This window comes from Cognaticolwellia beringensis, from assembly GCF_002076895.1.
Lineage (GTDB): Bacteria > Pseudomonadota > Gammaproteobacteria > Enterobacterales > Alteromonadaceae > Cognaticolwellia > Cognaticolwellia beringensis.
The window spans coordinates 1,507,494-1,524,488 of the sequence record NZ_CP020465.1 but is presented as its reverse complement, the minus strand read 5'-3'; the positions used below and the strand labels follow the sequence as shown (position 1 = coordinate 1,524,488).

General features: G+C 35.5%; 10 protein-coding genes. 4 read left to right on the top strand and 6 right to left on the bottom strand.

Annotation, left to right across the window (positions count from 1 at the left end; genetic code table 11):
- The first annotated feature begins 26 nt into the window (after window positions 1–26).
- The 4 genes from B5D82_RS06345 (at window position 27) to B5D82_RS06330 (ending at window position 5,037) form a co-directional block, all read left to right on the top strand.
- Window positions 27–1,793: a hypothetical protein gene (locus tag B5D82_RS06345; RefSeq protein WP_081150038.1), complete on the top strand. Its 1,767-nt coding sequence runs from the start codon at window positions 27–29 to the stop codon at window positions 1,791–1,793.
- Complete coding sequence (locus B5D82_RS06340; protein WP_081150037.1) at window positions 1,775–3,904, top strand: hypothetical protein; 2,130 nt, start codon at window positions 1,775–1,777, stop codon at window positions 3,902–3,904. Before B5D82_RS06345 ends, B5D82_RS06340 begins: the two co-directional genes overlap by 19 nt.
- A complete protein-coding gene (locus tag B5D82_RS06335; RefSeq protein WP_081150035.1) occupies window positions 3,901–4,344 on the top strand; it encodes a hypothetical protein in 444 nt (147 codons plus the stop codon). The genes B5D82_RS06340 and B5D82_RS06335 overlap by 4 nt, the downstream gene beginning before the upstream one ends.
- Window positions 4,345–4,650: 306 nt before the next feature.
- Window positions 4,651–5,037 carry a hypothetical protein gene (locus B5D82_RS06330; RefSeq protein WP_081150034.1) on the top strand — a complete coding sequence of 129 codons (387 nt, stop codon included), beginning with the start codon at window positions 4,651–4,653 and terminating at the stop codon, window positions 5,035–5,037.
- A 429-nt stretch (window positions 5,038–5,466) separates the two neighbouring features.
- On the opposite strand, the gene B5D82_RS06325 is transcribed toward B5D82_RS06330, so the two are convergent.
- From B5D82_RS06325 to B5D82_RS06300, 6 genes are read right to left on the bottom strand one after another with little or no spacing between them, the layout of a single operon-like run.
- Complete coding sequence (locus B5D82_RS06325) at window positions 5,467–6,567, bottom strand: hypothetical protein (protein ID WP_081150032.1); 1,101 nt, start codon at window positions 6,565–6,567, stop codon at window positions 5,467–5,469.
- 46 nt (window positions 6,568–6,613) lie between these two features.
- A complete protein-coding gene (gene brxL, locus B5D82_RS06320) occupies window positions 6,614–8,815 on the bottom strand; it encodes a protease Lon-related BREX system protein BrxL (RefSeq protein ID WP_245807569.1) in 2,202 nt (733 codons plus the stop codon).
- Between the two features lie 12 nt (window positions 8,816–8,827).
- Window positions 8,828–11,578, bottom strand: coding sequence for a BREX-1 system phosphatase PglZ type A (pglZ, locus tag B5D82_RS06315; RefSeq protein ID WP_081150030.1), 2,751 nt, complete (start codon window positions 11,576–11,578; stop codon window positions 8,828–8,830).
- A complete protein-coding gene (locus tag B5D82_RS06310) occupies window positions 11,578–15,678 on the bottom strand; it encodes an NACHT domain-containing protein (protein ID WP_081150028.1) in 4,101 nt (1,366 codons plus the stop codon). The genes pglZ and B5D82_RS06310 overlap by 1 nt, the downstream gene beginning before the upstream one ends.
- Window positions 15,679–15,681: 3 nt before the next feature.
- Window positions 15,682–16,077 (bottom strand): DUF6375 family protein, encoded by a 396-nt coding sequence (locus B5D82_RS06305; protein WP_081150026.1) that lies wholly within the window; start codon window positions 16,075–16,077, stop codon window positions 15,682–15,684.
- Window positions 16,077–16,994 carry a radical SAM protein gene (locus B5D82_RS06300; protein ID WP_081150025.1) on the bottom strand — a complete coding sequence of 306 codons (918 nt, stop codon included), beginning with the start codon at window positions 16,992–16,994 and terminating at the stop codon, window positions 16,077–16,079. The genes B5D82_RS06305 and B5D82_RS06300 overlap by 1 nt, the downstream gene beginning before the upstream one ends.
- Between the last annotated feature and the right edge of the window lies 1 nt (window position 16,995).

Sequence of the window (16,995 nt, the reverse complement as noted above, 5' to 3'; positions counted from 1 at the left end):
TTAAAAAACAATAGTAAGGACATCTTATGAAAATAAAATATACCCCTAATTTATATATTGAAAGTAATGGGGTAGGTAATGGCGGTTCTACTTGTATTCATGATTTGAACATGTCTGCAGATAAGCAGTTTTGGAAACATCCATTATCAGCAGGTGTACAACAATCAAATTTTAACTCAATTCCAAAAAACCATTATTGCTCCAAGTCCTATGAACTTGGAAATAACCTTTGTAAATATATAAAAAAATACAGTGTTAGTGGACGTTTAACTGTTCTTAGGGCTATCTATAATTTTTTATCATTTCAAGCTCAAAAAGGATTTGAATTAGGCAAAAGGGATGGAGTTGCTGAATGGTGTAGCCTACTTAAATCTCAAGTTTTCACTAAAGTTTATAAAGATAAAACTGCAAGCTCAATGTTGAATATGGTAAGTAAATTTTTAATCAGTCAGGGGGAACTAGGCTCCCAATATACCTATACCTTTTCTAATGCATCAAAAGCTCATGAAGCTAACGCTAAGTACACTACTGAAGAGTTTAATCTCGCTTTACACCTTTTAATGAATTTGCAAAAAACTTATGAAAAAGAGCTTGAACATCTCACAGAGAGAATAAAGGAAGGTAAAGCGCTAGCATCCAATATGACTAACGATCGAAGTATATTCTTTAGAGAAATGACTCTTAATATAAAAGGTACTGAGTACACATATGATGTAGGGCTTTTCAATCTTATTCGAACGTACAACCTATTAAGTTTTTTGATATTTATTTTTTATACTATTGCTTCCAAAAAACAAATAACAGAGCTTCTCGAATCTGAAATATTCACAAATACAGATGGAGGAGTAGAAACTAATTATAAGTTCAAAGGTCGAGCTTTTAAATTTGTTCGTTATGGTATAGGTGCTAGCATCACTGTTGATTTCGAACGTTCTGGTGTGAAATGGTTTGAACGTTACTTGAACACAAGAAAGGCTTATCTAGAGTGCTTAGAAACTTCTGGAATAATTAATAATTCTCCATACCTTTTCCATCAATTTAACAACACTGGCTCATCTGTTGGATTTAACCAACTTTCCGAGTCATTCGATTCACTCTACAACAACCATCATTGGTGGAAGATTCAACAAGAATATATTGAAATCCCTCGATTTAGTGCAAGGGCAATTAAAAAATCTTCTGAGCAACTACTTGATTCATTAGGACAAGACCCTTTATTAACAACAGGGAAAGCTCAGCATGAATGGGAAACTTATCAAAGAAATTACTCCCAAGGTAATGAAATTGACATGATGAAGAATTTTTCTAATGCTCTAAACATCATGGTCACTGGTGGGACAAGCTCCCTTCCTATAGAACAACGTCAACAAATCGCTAATAAGAAAGGTATCAAGTTGGTATCTCCTGATGACAATTCATACATATCATCAGCTCACGGACTCGGTTGCAAAACTGATGATAATGAAACAAAACAACAGCGTGACTTTTTCAGAGAACAAGAGTCACAAGGACGAACGCCAAAAGTATGCGCCAATATTCTTGAATGCCTGAAGTGTGATAAGTGTGGAATCATTGATCAAGAAAGTAACTTATATGAACTTCTCTCATTTAGACAATCTATCCTACTCAATAAGGTTTTTTATTCCGGTTCAACTAAAGGATCTGAACAATACGAAAAAATAGTTAATGGTATCAACGAAAGATTAACACTAGTGGACCAGGCAAAATTAGCGGCAGCACAAAAAAAAATAACTAATGATGGAGTCAGTGACGTATGGAAAATAACAATTTAACTATTAGAAAAACAGAACATGAATTCCTGCACAAACAACTCAACAATATTTTTTCTATTGAATCACGTCCCCTCGTCGTATCAAAGGAAATTGATTTTCTACCCACTATGCGGAGAACCATTACTTTTCTACAGGTTCAACAAGAATTAAGGGAGATCCCCGATGGTTTAAAAAACATGATAATTTGTCCTGCAGGTCTTGATGCTAAAGGTAACGCCTTAGCTGCAGTTCGCTTTTCATTTTCCATATGGTCATTCAAAATAAAAGGGTGTGATTGTGATCGAAAGGTCACATTTACAGGTCTGAATAAACAATTAGCGTTTGAAGTTCGTATTATTTGTCTATATATAATTTGGCTTGCCGAAAAATCAGCAAAGCTGTCTAGTGTTGTTCGGGTCGCAACTACCATTTCGTTAATCGCAAAAGCCTGTCAATCACTTGGTATTCTTTCTATATTTCATCTTCAAAATAAACAAGTAACAGACAAACTTTTTGACCTCTTAAGAGAGCGACTAAACGAAAATAGTTTACGTAATTATGTTATTGCATTAAATAATCTAGGTAAAATGGACAACACACCGCTACAAGTCTACGGATATTCCGTTTCACGAACATTTAATAATGAATTAGGTGATACTGATGCGAATCAAACTTACTGCATGCCATTTCCTATTTTATCAAAACTTTGGTTATCATTTAAAAATTATTTTGATGACCTTACTAATAAAAACTTTATAGACTCGGCTAAAAAAATTCTATTCATAGTGGACGAGTATCATGGCGAGTCGCGTAATATAGATGACATTGACTGGTTAGAATATATCGCCAACCACCAAGATACCCTGAAATATTTTCATGAAAACTGGCATGGATTCGGTACAGGTTGTATTGAAGATAAAATAAGAAACTCTACATCGAAAGATACTAAAAGAACTTACACCACGTTACTTAACAAAGGTGTTAACTATCATGTTGATTCAATCCAGTTCTATCATAGTTTGACTAATATATTTTCAACCTTCAAAGCTGCATGCCAAGCATACTCAGGAATGCGTATCAGCGAAGCTGGAGCTATATGTTTCAACTCATTGTTAGATGATAAACAACATGGTTACGTCGGCATAAAATCTTTACTCAGTAAATATGCTCCAGAAGGTGGCATTGACGAACTTTGGGCGGCAGCTCCTTGGATTGTGGATATATTCCATTTTAATATAGAACTTGCGCGTGCTGTATTCAAACCTATGTATGCCAAGGATATCCAAAAAATGAATATCTGCATTAATGTTAAAGAATACAAAATGGGCAATACAATACAGGAGGTTACACCAAGAAGCTTTACAAAGTGGGCAAGAATTTGGTGTGAAGAGCACGATATCACTCTAACAAATGAGGATATTAAAGAGTTCTACTTACTTAACCAAAATATAGCTGATAAAGAACTGGTTGAACAAGAGATTTACGAAGGCGCACATTGGCCTCTTCGTTCACATCAACCTAGACGTTCTATTTCTGTTCATGGAAGACGACTGAATGTAGTGTCTGGCCAGGACATCTCATTCCAATTAAAACACCTTTATCGAACCGAAACAGATTGGTATTCGAGTGGAGGTAGTGCTAATGCCATATATAAAGCCCAAATACCTGAAATGATGAAAAATAATTACGAAAAGGAACAAGCAGAAATATCTGCTGAATTAGCACTTCAAATTCAAGCAACCGAAGGGTTGTACGGTAAAGGCGGTAAAGTGCTCGAAGTAGCTAGAGACCTTCATGAAAGCGCAAAAGTATACCCAACATTAAAAAAAGCCACTAACATGGCATTAAGGGGTAAATCTACTTTAAAATCTTTAGGTAATGGAATGTACTGCCTTAACGGTCAAGACTGTAAAATCACAGGTATTATACAATCAGCTAAATGCAATAATAAATGTGAGAACCTAGTTGCTAGTAAAGATGCAATTAAGCACTGGCAGTCAAAATATAACCACTACACTAATCTACTTTCCAATACAATTGATCATAAAAAGAGCGCTGCTCAAGTTGAATACCTCAAGCTTGAACAACAATTTTTTGAAGAGGCATTAGACTATTACGGAGTAACGCTATGAGCACCGCAAAAATAACACTAACAGTAAAAGCCGTAGAAATAGTCTTACAAGAAATGATTGCTAATGGAGAGCGGATCTCACAGTACGCCGTTGAAAAAAAAGCTGGCTTATCTAATGGAGCCCTCAATTACAAGGTTGAAGAATACATTGAACTTAAAGATCGTATTATAAAACTTAAAATGCCGATATCAGACCAAGTGCCTAACACTTCCGATGACATAGCAAAGAGAAAAAGCAAAGAAAAAAAAGAGCAAAACTTAAAAGATAAATACCGTAGTGAGCGTGATGAACTAAAAGAAGAAAATATATATTTGGAAGCTGAAAATAAAGAACTTTTGTTTCAACTATTCAAGTTACAGCAATATATAGAGTTCCTACAAGTTGACGGTGTGGCCGATATGAAAGTACTTAATTTTTCATTAAAATCGAAACCAGTGTAAACATAGCCAATGGTTTAATACATAAAATGCTTGCGGTTTGATCCTCTAATAATTTATGCCTAATAGATGGCAAACAAATCGAGACTGATTTATGTCAACAGTGTTTTGCTGATATGTGTGGCGATACTCTCAGAGTTACAGAAGAAACAGATAGCTTTACTGATGATAACTGTGTCTTGTAAGTTTAGCCTGCTTCGTAGAATTCTAGTGGTTATCTTATATGATAACCTCAATCACTCTGTTGTCATATTTGATAACCACCAGAATTCTGTTATCATATATGACAAACAACTTTTATGGATTATTATGAATAACAATGAAATTGAAAGTATTAAAATACAATCAAATAATCTGTATAAAGAAGTCTGTGATCCAACTTCTTTGATTTATATTAATCTCGAAGAAACAACTTTAAAAGCTATAGTTGATAAGTTTTTAGATACTAAAACAAGTAAAACAGATTTTAATGTTTTAATTAATTTAATGGATTTTTGGGACAAAAAAACAAGCTTTATTTATGTCGAATCTTTTGATTTATTCCGATTAAAAACTGGTGTTGTATTAACTAATGGGAACCTATCAAGAGCAATCAAAAGTCTAGAAGAAAAAGGCTTTATTATTAAAGTTGGTTATCATAATAAATTAGAATATTTATTTAATATCCCATTTCAATTACTAAAAGACAATTTTTGATGATTGTGTAGAGCATCATAAATAGTGCACTAATGCATTTTTTGCGCATTGTTGACGTTAGATACTGATTGTTATTTAGGTCAACTGATAGCGAGCTAAAGTCATAATATAATCATTGATGCTAACGACCGATTTTTCTGGGAGCTGCCGTTAGTGAGACAAGCTCTAGCTTCCTGTAAGCACACATTGTTAGCATTAATAATTTAATGATGAATGACTGCAATATTTAGGTTTGTTCTCATTCAGGTTTAACAGGCTATTGTCAAAAAGTTACCATCAATAGACTCATTTTTTTATATTTTGGCAACGTCCGCTTCAGGATATTATGTTAGTTACGACATCAGAAAGTGGTGTTTAACTGACGGATACGTTAAACCCATTAATGATGGTAAAGTAACTAAAAGTGTATTTTTTTAACAGTTATTGCAATTAGCACTTCAGCCAAGAAAAACTATAACCCTTCTCTAACAAGTCAATTTTTAGCTCTTTCTGTATCTGTTTATTACAGCGCATATAGACAGAACGAAGTTCGTTATCGTAGCTGTCTGGTTTAAAACCGCGCTCTATCGCTTTTTGATACCATTCGTACCCTTCACTGACATTGCCAAGTAATATGTTAGATGCACCAATGAGAGTACAGGGCCGAAAATCAGATGGAGTTAAGATATTGGCCTCACTCCCTAGTTTCAAGGATTCTGTGTATTGGCTTAAGTCACGAAAGACACCACCTGAGGTTGTGAGTAAGGCCGAGTTTAACTTCTTATTGCCTTTAGAAAACTTAAAGGGATAGTTTGATTTAACAACCCCAAGCACTTCCTGAGATGACTTTCCCTTTCTGTAGTCAGCTATAGCATTAACTAAGCTCCAAGGCTTATTGCTACTTTTCCATTGTGCTAGGTGGCTTTTAGCTCTATTTATATAAAATGCCTGGGTGACATCCTCATTGTTAAAACCTTTATCTTCAAGCCATAAAAAATCTTGCTCATTAATAGCACCACTTTGGAGTCGAATTAAAATTTTAGCAGCGTGGGAGCCTACCTTTATTCTATTTATGCCAAATTCAGGGAAGTCACAAAAGCTCTTTAAAAACTGAGCTTCTTGCAACCTAAATTTTTCTTTAATCCTATTAGCTAACTCTTGTTTCTCAACAGCTTTTAACCTTTCAGCTTCTTGCTGTAATGCTAATTCCTGTTGATCAAAAGCCGCTGAATAAATTTCTATAGCTTCAGTTATCTTTGGTAACTTATCATTTGAAAACTCTTCACCGGTGGTTGCTTTTAGCTTTTTCGCATTAACTTTCATTTTTAAACAAAAATTAAAGAATTCATTTGAGTTGTCATTTTCTTCTAGGTGCTCAACAAGATAAAGTAAACATACGTAATCCTTACCCATCAATAGAGATAGCTTTCCTATATCAGAAGAACTCACTTCAGTAGAGAAATACCTAAACAAAATTTCCATAAAAGTATGGTGAATTGGAAAATTTGATTTAGGAAACAATGTCTTTGCTTTTTTTACAATAGGATTCAATTTAATACCTTCCCTGTACTAGTCCAATTTAATTTAGATAGTGAATTTAGTTTACCCCAAGAGCCTTATAAACCGCATCAACAGGATCACTATAGAAGCTCACTTGAAACTTAGTAAAAGTTTCTGCTGGAACTGTTGGTATATCAGTTGCGGATGCCATTGGTAGTAATACTTTCGTTGCTCCAGCTTCTAGTGCCACTTGCATACTTGATGCTAAATCTTGTACTGGGTTTACCACACCACCAAGTGTCATGCTGCCCAAAACAACCATCTGTTCTTGCACTGGCTTATTCAATAATATTGAACAACAAGAAACTAAAGACGATAAGCTTGCAGAATGGCTATTACCTGAACTTTGAAGATCAACAAAATGTAGGTGAAATTCATGCTCTGAAAAACGTGAGCTTGCAGCAATACGATTTAAATTACCTTTAAAATATTCAAAACCAACACGTACTTGCTCTTTAGCTGAAGTATCTGACCCCAGACCTGATGTAGAGTGTTTACCATTACCCGCTGTCATTTGGCTCTCTAAACGGTACACACCCAATTTACCACTAGAGCCATTACTTACAAAATGGACAACACCAGCATTAGTAATACCAGCTGGAATTAAGTTTGAACCGCCCTGCTCCGGTACGTTAACGAAAAACTCTTCAAATGTTTCGTTATCAATATAGCTAAAGTTAACATCAAAGAATTCCATTCCTCCAATCTTCTTAAGTTGCTCTTTAACACGGCGACGGACCTCAAGTGCATAGATTAAACACGTTCGAACTTCATCTTTGGTGTAATCACCATGTGGTACTAATAACTTAAGTAAACCCGATGTGGTTCGACGTACTCCAATAACATCGCGTTGGTTTAAATTGTTTCCAAGTTTAAAAAACTTATCAATAGAGTCTGAGAATGTTGTTTTACGCATCTCACGCATATACTCAGCTAAATAATCAGTGATCAAACCAAAACGATCAGTAAAGAATTCAGGTCGCATTTTTGGTATTTCCCAACCAGGAATGTATCCGTGAAAACGATCAAAGAATGCACAGTCAATCATTTCATCAGGAAATGGTGCTAAAAGGTGGCTAGTTTTAACTAATGTTTCAACGCTGTGATCTATATTACCTACAAACACCATTGATGCTTTTGCTTCAATTGAGTCACGGCCACGAGAGAATGACCCAGAAGCCATATAATCCTTCATGATCTGAATACCGTCTTTATCTTTAAAACGGATACCTGCTACTTCATCAAAAGCGACAACATCCCACATACCAACCAAACCAATTTGGCGAGATGACATGTTATAAAAAAGATTAGCAACAGTTGTTTGACCACCCGAAACTAGTAAGGAGTTTGGTGAACATTCTTTATAAACATGAGATTTACCTGTACCTCTAGGGCCAAGTTCACACACGTTATAGTTATTTTCAACAAATGGTATCATGCGAGCAATCAAATGCCATTTAGCTCTTTGCTCTAGATTCGCAGGCTCCATACCTATTGAACGAAGTAATACATCCATCCACTGATCCATTGTGAACTTTCTACGCGCATTATATATTTCATCCATGTTCATAGATGGCATTTGAATAGGCTTTAAGTTAAAAACACTAAAAGGCGATATTTTTTGGCCTTCTTCATAGTAATAACTCAAGGTGATAATGCACCAAATACCGCCAGTTAATAATTTCTCGTTTTGCTTAACAATATTATTAGGTACTACTGCATCTTTAATACCTAAATTTGTCAAACTAGCCTCATAAATATCTTTCTTTTGATTAAGCTTAACTGATACTTTATCAATTATTTTATAAGTGCCCTTTTCTCGAATAAGCGATTTTGCTTTTTCAGCTTCATCAGGTCTTATGTAGTTTTCAGTTAAAATCTTTTTAACATTTTTCATGCCTTCATTGATCTGTTCATCTTCCGCAGATGAGCAGTACATGCCAAGCAAATATTCTAATACGTATACAGGAACGTTAGCTCCTTCTTTTAATTGCTTTGTTAAATCCTTGCGTACAATGCGACCTTTAAACTCAGACTTCATCAAGTCATCTATATCTAAGCTACGAAGATCTGCTTTTTCTTCTTCATATGTTTGAGGAATAGGCTCAATTATTTGTTCACCTGTATCAAACTGCTCGGTTTGATCATCATGCAAGTGAACATGCACATCTACAGTGACGTTCTTTTCATTGTTTGTGTCGCTTGAGCTATCATCTTTTATTTCATTTTCATTGTTCACAACAATACTTCCCTAAAAAAAGTCATCTTCAAAAGCTAAATCGATAGTCACTGAATGTGTTGTTTTAGTTTTGCTTTCAGTATCTTCCATTATCAATTTATAACTGATGGTACGGTCAAAACCACTACCTTCTAATTTTACTTGAACGTTTCTTTTACGCTCTTCCATCTTGTCTGATGCAGAATCAAATAAGACTTTCTCACTTGAGCTAACTTTGTTTCCATCAGGGTTTTCAATCCAAATATGTAGCTCACGAGATTTATATTTATCACCAATAGGATCAGCTTGTAAAAATTGAATGCGATCAATGTTTGATACTATTTTTACAGGACTGTTTAACGGTACAACGCCAACTTTTTGTTTAGTTTGCTTCTGTTTAACCGTTGAATGAATAGCACGCAAATGCATAACAGGAACACAGATCTCTTGCGGCATAATGCCACCATGAATAAACTTGGCACCACCGACAAAATGGAATCTGTTGCTACCACGAGGGACAATAAACTCGGCATCAGAGTCTGGATCAACGTTCGACGTATTCGACATTTTACCAACCCAGTAACTATCACCTTTAGGTAGATTTTCACCAACCAAGTAACGCTTCTTAGAAAGTTTAGTGCCTGCGGGTTTAGTTTTTAAATCAGTTCTATCAGACTCAGTAACATCACTTTGGTTGAATAAGAAGCCATGATCCGCAGTTAAAATAACCCTACCGCCTTTAAGCTTGTCAAAAATACGAATAATTAACTTATCCACTTCTTCAATAGCATCGCGTGCAGCTAAAAAGGCTTCGTTCTCAGTGCCTCCATCGTCACCAATAGCATCAATCTTATTGTGATAAATATATATTGCAGATGAGTCTTGAGCTAAATCCCGATATTGCTGATTTGTCCATTTCATCACTTCATCATAAGTACAGGCAATACCACCATGTGCTTGAAGAATTTTATGTCGATTATCTGTACCGTGAGCAGATATCCCATCAAGTTTATATTCAACATTTTTATTTAAATGAGCAGTAAATTTTTTGTGAGGAAGTAATGATGCCATACCCGCTTGCGTATATGACGGAACAACACCTAACTGAGATTTAAGTTCTGATTTATAACGGTTACGGTTATTAATAGAATCATGAATTTCTTTTGCACACTCATAACGGAAAGCATCAGAGATGATGACAAAAACACGCTTAACACTAGGCTGCTGCAATACTGCTTGAACTTCTCGGTTATAAAATTCATATTGATTATGAATAAACGGTAGCTTCCAGTTTTCAAGTAACGATTCTTTATCAACTAGCTTGCCCCATGCAATAGCAAAATCATGTAAATACCAATCAACATACAAGCTTTCAATATCATCAACTAAGCCAGTCAACTTTAATATGTCAGAGCCATTTTGTGATGCTCTAAGCGAGTTTTCTGAGAACACTCGATACGAAGTATCAAACTGATGTATTTCTTCTTCATAAGCCTTATAGAGCGCACTAGCAGTATTAAGCTGCTTAGTACCTAGCGCTTCAAAGCCATCAACATACTTTTCTTTAAGCTCATAAAATTGTTTCGCTAATTTTAACGCTCGATGAATGGCCGCATACTTTTGATCTTGGTAGCACCAATGACTTCTCAGTCTAATTGACACCCAATTAGCGATATCATTTGAATTGTAAGCGGGCAAATCTTTGGCAAGTAACTTAAGTAACGCTTCTTCTGCATCAACAAAGGTCTCAACATAAAGTAATTCACTGGGCTGTTTAAATTCAGCCAATTTACTTTTTATCTCTAATTCAAACGACACATTTTTAGCTATTTGATTGTATGACTTAGAAAGCGTTCGGCTTTCACGCCACGCTTTTACAAAGTTAATTACCGCCGCTCTTTTGGCTGCGGTATTACCCACTAGCTCTTGAATATCTTTAGGAAGTTTATCGTTAGTGTTTTTATCAAGTGAAATAGGCAGTAAATGCGAGGATAAACTTTGCGCAAAAGTTGAGTTACCAACTTTGGCACCAGATGACTGTAACCCATGATAACAGTCTGTCACCAATAGCTTAGTTATTAAATCTTTTACTGAAGGATATGTGTTTCCTTCAGCTACTTCACCCGTAACGTTATCAGCTAGCCAAAAATCTGCGGTCAGATAACCAAACTCTACAAGAGCCTGTTGCCAAAATGATTTGTCTAAACCGTATTTAGTAATTTCTTCAAGAACCTCGTCTGCTTGCTCAGCAGAGTTACTGTATTTGCTTATTAGCTCATTTAATACAGCGGTAAAACTCATCGTTTCAACTTTTGCTAACGTTGCAACCATTGCAAGTTCTAATGCGTTTTTATCGGCATTCTTTGGTAATAAATTTCTTAACTTCGCATAACGTTGCTTATTCGCAAAGAACTTTTTATAACGGCTAACGAGCTGACGAAACTCCATTCTCATGCCTAATTCATTAAGGATCATAGAGCTTGAATCCGCATAAAACTCTTGAGCATATAGGCGAATATCATATAGCCAGTCTCTAGTTGGCTCATTAACAGGTTTATTGCTATAAAGTAAGAACTGCTTCTCCGGTTCTAACAATTCAATACGTTGTTTAATTTCAAAATGAGATTCACCATCGATCGCGATAGCTTGAATACCCGCCGAATTTAACTCAGCACTTATCTCAGGAAATTGTTCCTGAAATTCAATATCTTCATCTTGCCAGAATACCAAGCGGCATTTTATAAACTTGGCTAGGATGCCTTGTTTTATTTGTTCTAGGTTCATTATTTCTCTTCTTTATCCAATGGATAATAAACTTCAAGATCATGGAAAACAGTGTAATTATTTGCACCGTGCCTTCCTTCTTTTAAACTACGCTCACCCCAAATAACAGATACAAGGCTGAATTCATTATTTTTCAAATAATTATCTAAAAGGTCTTTCCTGATATACAGCCATTCTTCATGATTCGTATAACTGTTCTTTTGGTTTCCTGTTACCCAAGTGGCTTGTTCATTGTTTTGATCACAAAGGTCAAATGTTCGTGCTGATACCTTTAAATCGCAAGCCGCAATTATTTTCTTATTGAGAACTCTTACTGAACCTTCCGTTTCACTTCCTACATCCCTTGAAATCAATACAGAAGGTAGCTCACATTCAAAACTTTTATATATTGGCTTATCTATTAATCTTTTAGCACTATCTGTAATTAGCATTGATGTACCATCTTCGTTTTCTACAAAGTCAATCAATGGTGCATCTATTTCAATTTGCTCAGAGCCGATCACATAATCTAGATGTGACTCAAAGTCTGACTCACCTTGCTCCTTCAAAACATACTCTTTAAGTGATGTATTTCTAAAGTCTGGTTTTTCAGGCAATAAGCTTGATGAAAACTCAGACTCTTTGAATTGCTCAATAAAATCACTTAATTCAGAATTTTTGATTAAATAGCCTCGAACAAAAACGCATATTTTTCTTTTCGAGTTATTTACTTCTTTCCCGATTAAGCCGTCCAACAACACTTTACAAGTCGAGTCTTGACTTATCAGTTGCTTTTTAATTACTTCTGGAACCTGGCGAGTTAACCAATCTGAATCACTTTCATCGTCTAATTCTAATATTTCATCAGTGATCATATCTTGATGTTCAGCCAAAACTGGGAAGCTAAAATCTATTCCTGAAGATGCGCAATCCCAATTTTCTTCAAGCTTTTCTTGATCTATTAACACTCCAGCTATCTCATCATAAGCTATCCATGAGTATTTTTTCCCATAACGATCTACTTTATCATTTGATGATGAAATTCGGTGATGATGTTGACCTGAAGTTATTTGACTATCAACCTTACTAAAATCATTATCCGACCAACCCAAATCGAGTACACGCCACAACATCTGCTCTTTTACATGCTTATATTCGGGATGATTATAGTGATAATTTCCACGGCCTGGAATAAGTCTTCCTATGGTGTAGTTTTCAAAGTCCATATGAAAGGGGTGTTTTAATTTACTATCCCAGTTAATTGAACCCCATTTAATTTGAGGACATGACTTACTTGGAGGTATTTCAATTCTCTCTTTAACGGGTAATATTTTATTGGCAACTAAAACAATATCATTTACAGTTTTTCTAATAATAAAATGAGTTGAATAGCTGATATGCTGTAAATAAAAGTTTTTAAATAATTCATTAACAAAGCAAGTAAGCATCACATGATATTTACTTTCATTTAGCTCACCACCAACAATATCTAACGAAACACCATAGCTAGCAGCTAACATTCTTTCAAAAATATAGGGGTCATTAATTGTTGAAGATTTTAACGTTAATTCAAATAGCTTATTTGCTCTAAGCCTACCAAATTCATATAAGGCTTTCGTTGCATCATCTCTTAAAGTTCTGTTGGTAGTAGGTAATATCCACATTAACCACTCAGCTAATAAACAATCAGAATCAGTTAATCTAATTCCCGACGCTTTCCATCGACGAGTTAACCTTACAACATCTTTAACAACATTTTCAGTGTTTTTTCTCAGCCACTCGGTCCAAAAAAGATCTCTGTCTTTAATACTTAAATCACTTAAAATACGGGATAAAAAAGAAGAATTTAGTGGGTTTGATGCGTTACTTCTCACTTTTCTTAAGCGAGAAAAGATTTCGTCTCTAATGTCTGGGGACTGAGAAAAAATAAATTTAATTTTTTCTACGGAGTCAGCATCAATTAAGTTGGGGGCAATTTCACTCACACCTAAAAGTGCCGAAACCTCAAATTCTTGAGGCACAAGTTTCCATAACTGAGCACCATGAAATTCCTTTGGAACAAGAGACGTTAATGACCTAAAAATATCACTGGATAATTGGTGACTATTATCTCCACCAAGCTTTTCTATAACTTCATCAGTATTAAACCAAGTTAACCTACTGTCTTTAGCATTTTTTCGTAAAAGGAAGTCTGCAATTAAATACCCTCCGAGTGCATCATAGACTGGAGTTAATTCAAAATACCCAGGTCTGTCCCCAGGGTTTCTGAATATAATCCCTTCTTGTGATAAGAGGTTCACTAAGCAAACATCCCAAACAACATCATCTTGAATAAGTTTTTTAAACTCCTTCTCATCGCAATCTCTGCTATTAGATTCCCACCAACATTGGCCTAAATAATATAATGCGAGCCTTATATTATCTTCTGAATATTGTTGGGATAAATACGAGGTTTCACTTACCTTTTTACAAGAATAATCAATATACTTACCAAATATTTCTGGTAAAGAAGTAGGAAACTGATTTACTTTGACCACGCTAGATTTACTTGGATTTGTTACTTCACAATATATTCTTAAAGTGATTGGGCGCTTAAAGAAATTAATAGGTAATTCGGTATCACCAGCATCGATTTTATAATAACGAAGGTAATCTTTAATTGCCTTGACTGTAAAATCACCAAACCCATCCATTTCAATTTTAGTAATGTCATCAGGTAAAGCTTGAACTGCAAACGATTCTCTCTGATCAGCATGCTTTCGCTCATAATACCCACGTCTAGGTAATTCCCCAGTTCGAAGTGTGCATACCACTAAAACATTTCTTGAATTTTCTAATATAGGTAACAGTGATGCTAATTCGTCTTTCCAAACTCTAGGATCTTCAGCCTCATTCAAACCATCGATTACTATTGGCAATCTGCATTTGGCACGTTGACCTGCTGCATTCAACGCAAAAACTAATCCTTCAAAGGTACTAACACTCGCACCATTGATTTTATATTTATTAGCCAAAGAGTCCAATGAACCTGTCTTACTAAGAAACTTACCTTGTATATAGATCCCGTAAATTCCATCCTTATTTGCAGATGAAAGTTGAGCAGAAAGCTGTGTTTTGCCTCCTCCTGCATCAGCTAAGACAGCTATTAATCTAACCTTTAACTTTTCATCAATAGATTTAAATAGTCGCTTGGCTAGAAACATGTCATCCAAGGCATTTGCTGCATCTAGTGCTATCGGCAAATTACGCTTTCTTAATACACGGACAAAGCGTTTTGTATTATCTGAAACTTTAAGTGCTGGGCTGGCAAGCCATTCATGCAGCGATTCTATGTCGCCTTCAGCAAGCATCACTTCTAGATTATTAAGAATCTCTAAATATTCATCAGTGGAATAAATAAACTCCTCTAAAAGTTTAGCCTCATCAGTTAATATTGATTCAAGTTTCAGAATGTTGGATTTACATTGCTCTAAACTCAGCCGAATGGTTTCAAGCTCTCTATAGGCTGTAGGACTAGCCAAGGCCCTTCGCACCTCGGCTTCAGTATTTGTAACCTGATGAACAGGTGCCAACCATCTATCTTTAATAGGAGCAATACTTCTATCATGTTGTTCTTTTAGCGTTTCAAACGATAGAACCAACTCACCAAAGTATGTTTTGAGTAGCATCTCTGCTGGGCCAGATAACCAATTATCAAGCTCCTCTTCTGCCCAGAGGTGTAATTTGAAAGGATATTTACTTTCTAGTCCATAAAACCAAGTTTGATCTTTCTTAGCCAAAGTAAAAGGTGTCCACAATACCCAGTCGGTTAAATTAGGTAAACATTTAACGGTTTTACTTAAAGAGTCTTCTATGTCAGCTTTACTCGCTGCTTTCAGGCTATTATCTTTATTCAATTCAAACCATTTACATTGCCAGCCGAACCATTGACCAGCACTTCCCAATGATGAGCAGTCCTTAGATAAGTTAATATGGTACTCAACGCCAGGTTGATTTTTTAACGCCTTAAATTGTCCAAAACCATCAAAATGCGCACGAACAATGCCTCGGCACAAGTTCTCAAAGTTGATTCGAACATCGCCAGAACACTCTTTAAATTTTTCCCAATTCAATCCAGGCATTTACTACTTACCTCTACCAAACTCTTCATCGGGAAAGTCATGCGCAGAATAAACCTCTACTTTTGCACCTTTGTCTAAGAAAAGCTTTAAAAAAGCAGAGAACTCTGACTCTTCCGTTTTAAAAATAAGTGTTTCTTTTTCCTGTTCAATCCAATGTTCATATGAAAAATGTTCAACTTCTTGTGGTGATAAAGAGTGAAAATTTTCATTACGTAAAACGTCTCTTACATCATCTGGAAAGCGAGTAGTTTGACCATCAAGCTCAACCTTATGTTGCAACACTTCAGTTAAGCGTTCAGATAACTCTTTCGCCTGTGTAGCATCTTCTGCCGTTTTAAAAGTTCCAACCATAACTAAATTCATTGAGTGCTCAGAACCATACGAAGTCCATATTTTCATTATTTTATTTCCTCTTTCAAAGCCGTTAAACTTTGGACTGCTTCTATAACTTTTTTATTATTTATTGATATACCAGAGCTGTTAAAAGAGTTGAGTTTTAATACAGCATTTGCATCGATGTGGGCATAAGACTGAAGCTCATGCTCGTTAATACATGGTTCAATAACCTGAAAGTCTGCTTTAAACGCTTCGCTAATGGATAATTTAATTGACCCTTTATAGCCCTTTACCCATTCTTTTAAATGAGTAAGTGAAGTGTCATCTATCCCTTTCCCAAGTCCTGAGCAGACTTCTGGCAGCAAAAGCAACTCTGTTGCACCATATGATTTACATACTTCTATTGCAGAGTTAAGATCATTAATAGTTTTGTTGTTTACTACAAAGTTGATTCCAAAAGGGATTTCACCTTTAAGCAAAGTTAATGACTCCAAAAACTTATTAAAGCTTTTACCACGAATTGATTCATAGTTAGAACCTACTCCATCCATGCTAACTCGTATAAAATTAACAGACCCTTTAAGCTTTTTAATTAACTTCGCGCTAAAGTTATGTCCATGAGTAGTAAAAGTGATCGCCAAGCTAGTCTCTTGCGCACCAAATTGACAAAGCTCTGTAAAATATCGATACAGTGTTGGCTCACCACCTCCAAAGCCCACACCAAAACATCCATTTTCATCAAGGTCTAACAACCATTCCTTTAACAATTCAAAATCTAGCTCTGCGTCTTTTTTTGGCGCATAACAATGTGTGCAATTTAAGTTACATAGATTTGTTAAAGCTATAGAAACTTGTCTAGGCGCTTTTGACCATTTTTCAGCAGGAACATCTATTTCATCTAATAAAATATTCACCCCTGTTTGACGTTGAAATAGGTGGATACCATCAGGCCCATATCTAGTCTTATATGACACCTTCATA

Excerpts from the sequence above, each read along its gene's own strand:
- B5D82_RS06310 (WP_081150028.1), bottom strand. The coding sequence starts at position 15,678 with ATGCCTGGATTGAATTGGGAAAAATTTAAAGAGTGTTCTGGCGATGTT.
- B5D82_RS06300 (WP_081150025.1), bottom strand. The coding sequence starts at position 16,994 with ATGAAGGTGTCATATAAGACTAGATATGGGCCTGATGGTATCCACCTA.
- B5D82_RS06330 (WP_081150034.1), top strand. The coding sequence starts at position 4,651 with ATGAATAACAATGAAATTGAAAGTATTAAAATACAATCAAATAATCTG.
- B5D82_RS06340 (WP_081150037.1), top strand. The coding sequence starts at position 1,775 with ATGGAAAATAACAATTTAACTATTAGAAAAACAGAACATGAATTCCTG.
- B5D82_RS06345 (WP_081150038.1), top strand. The coding sequence starts at position 27 with ATGAAAATAAAATATACCCCTAATTTATATATTGAAAGTAATGGGGTA.
- pglZ (WP_081150030.1), bottom strand. The coding sequence starts at position 11,578 with ATGAACCTAGAACAAATAAAACAAGGCATCCTAGCCAAGTTTATAAAA.
- B5D82_RS06305 (WP_081150026.1), bottom strand. The coding sequence starts at position 16,077 with ATGAAAATATGGACTTCGTATGGTTCTGAGCACTCAATGAATTTAGTT.
- B5D82_RS06335 (WP_081150035.1), top strand. The coding sequence starts at position 3,901 with ATGAGCACCGCAAAAATAACACTAACAGTAAAAGCCGTAGAAATAGTC.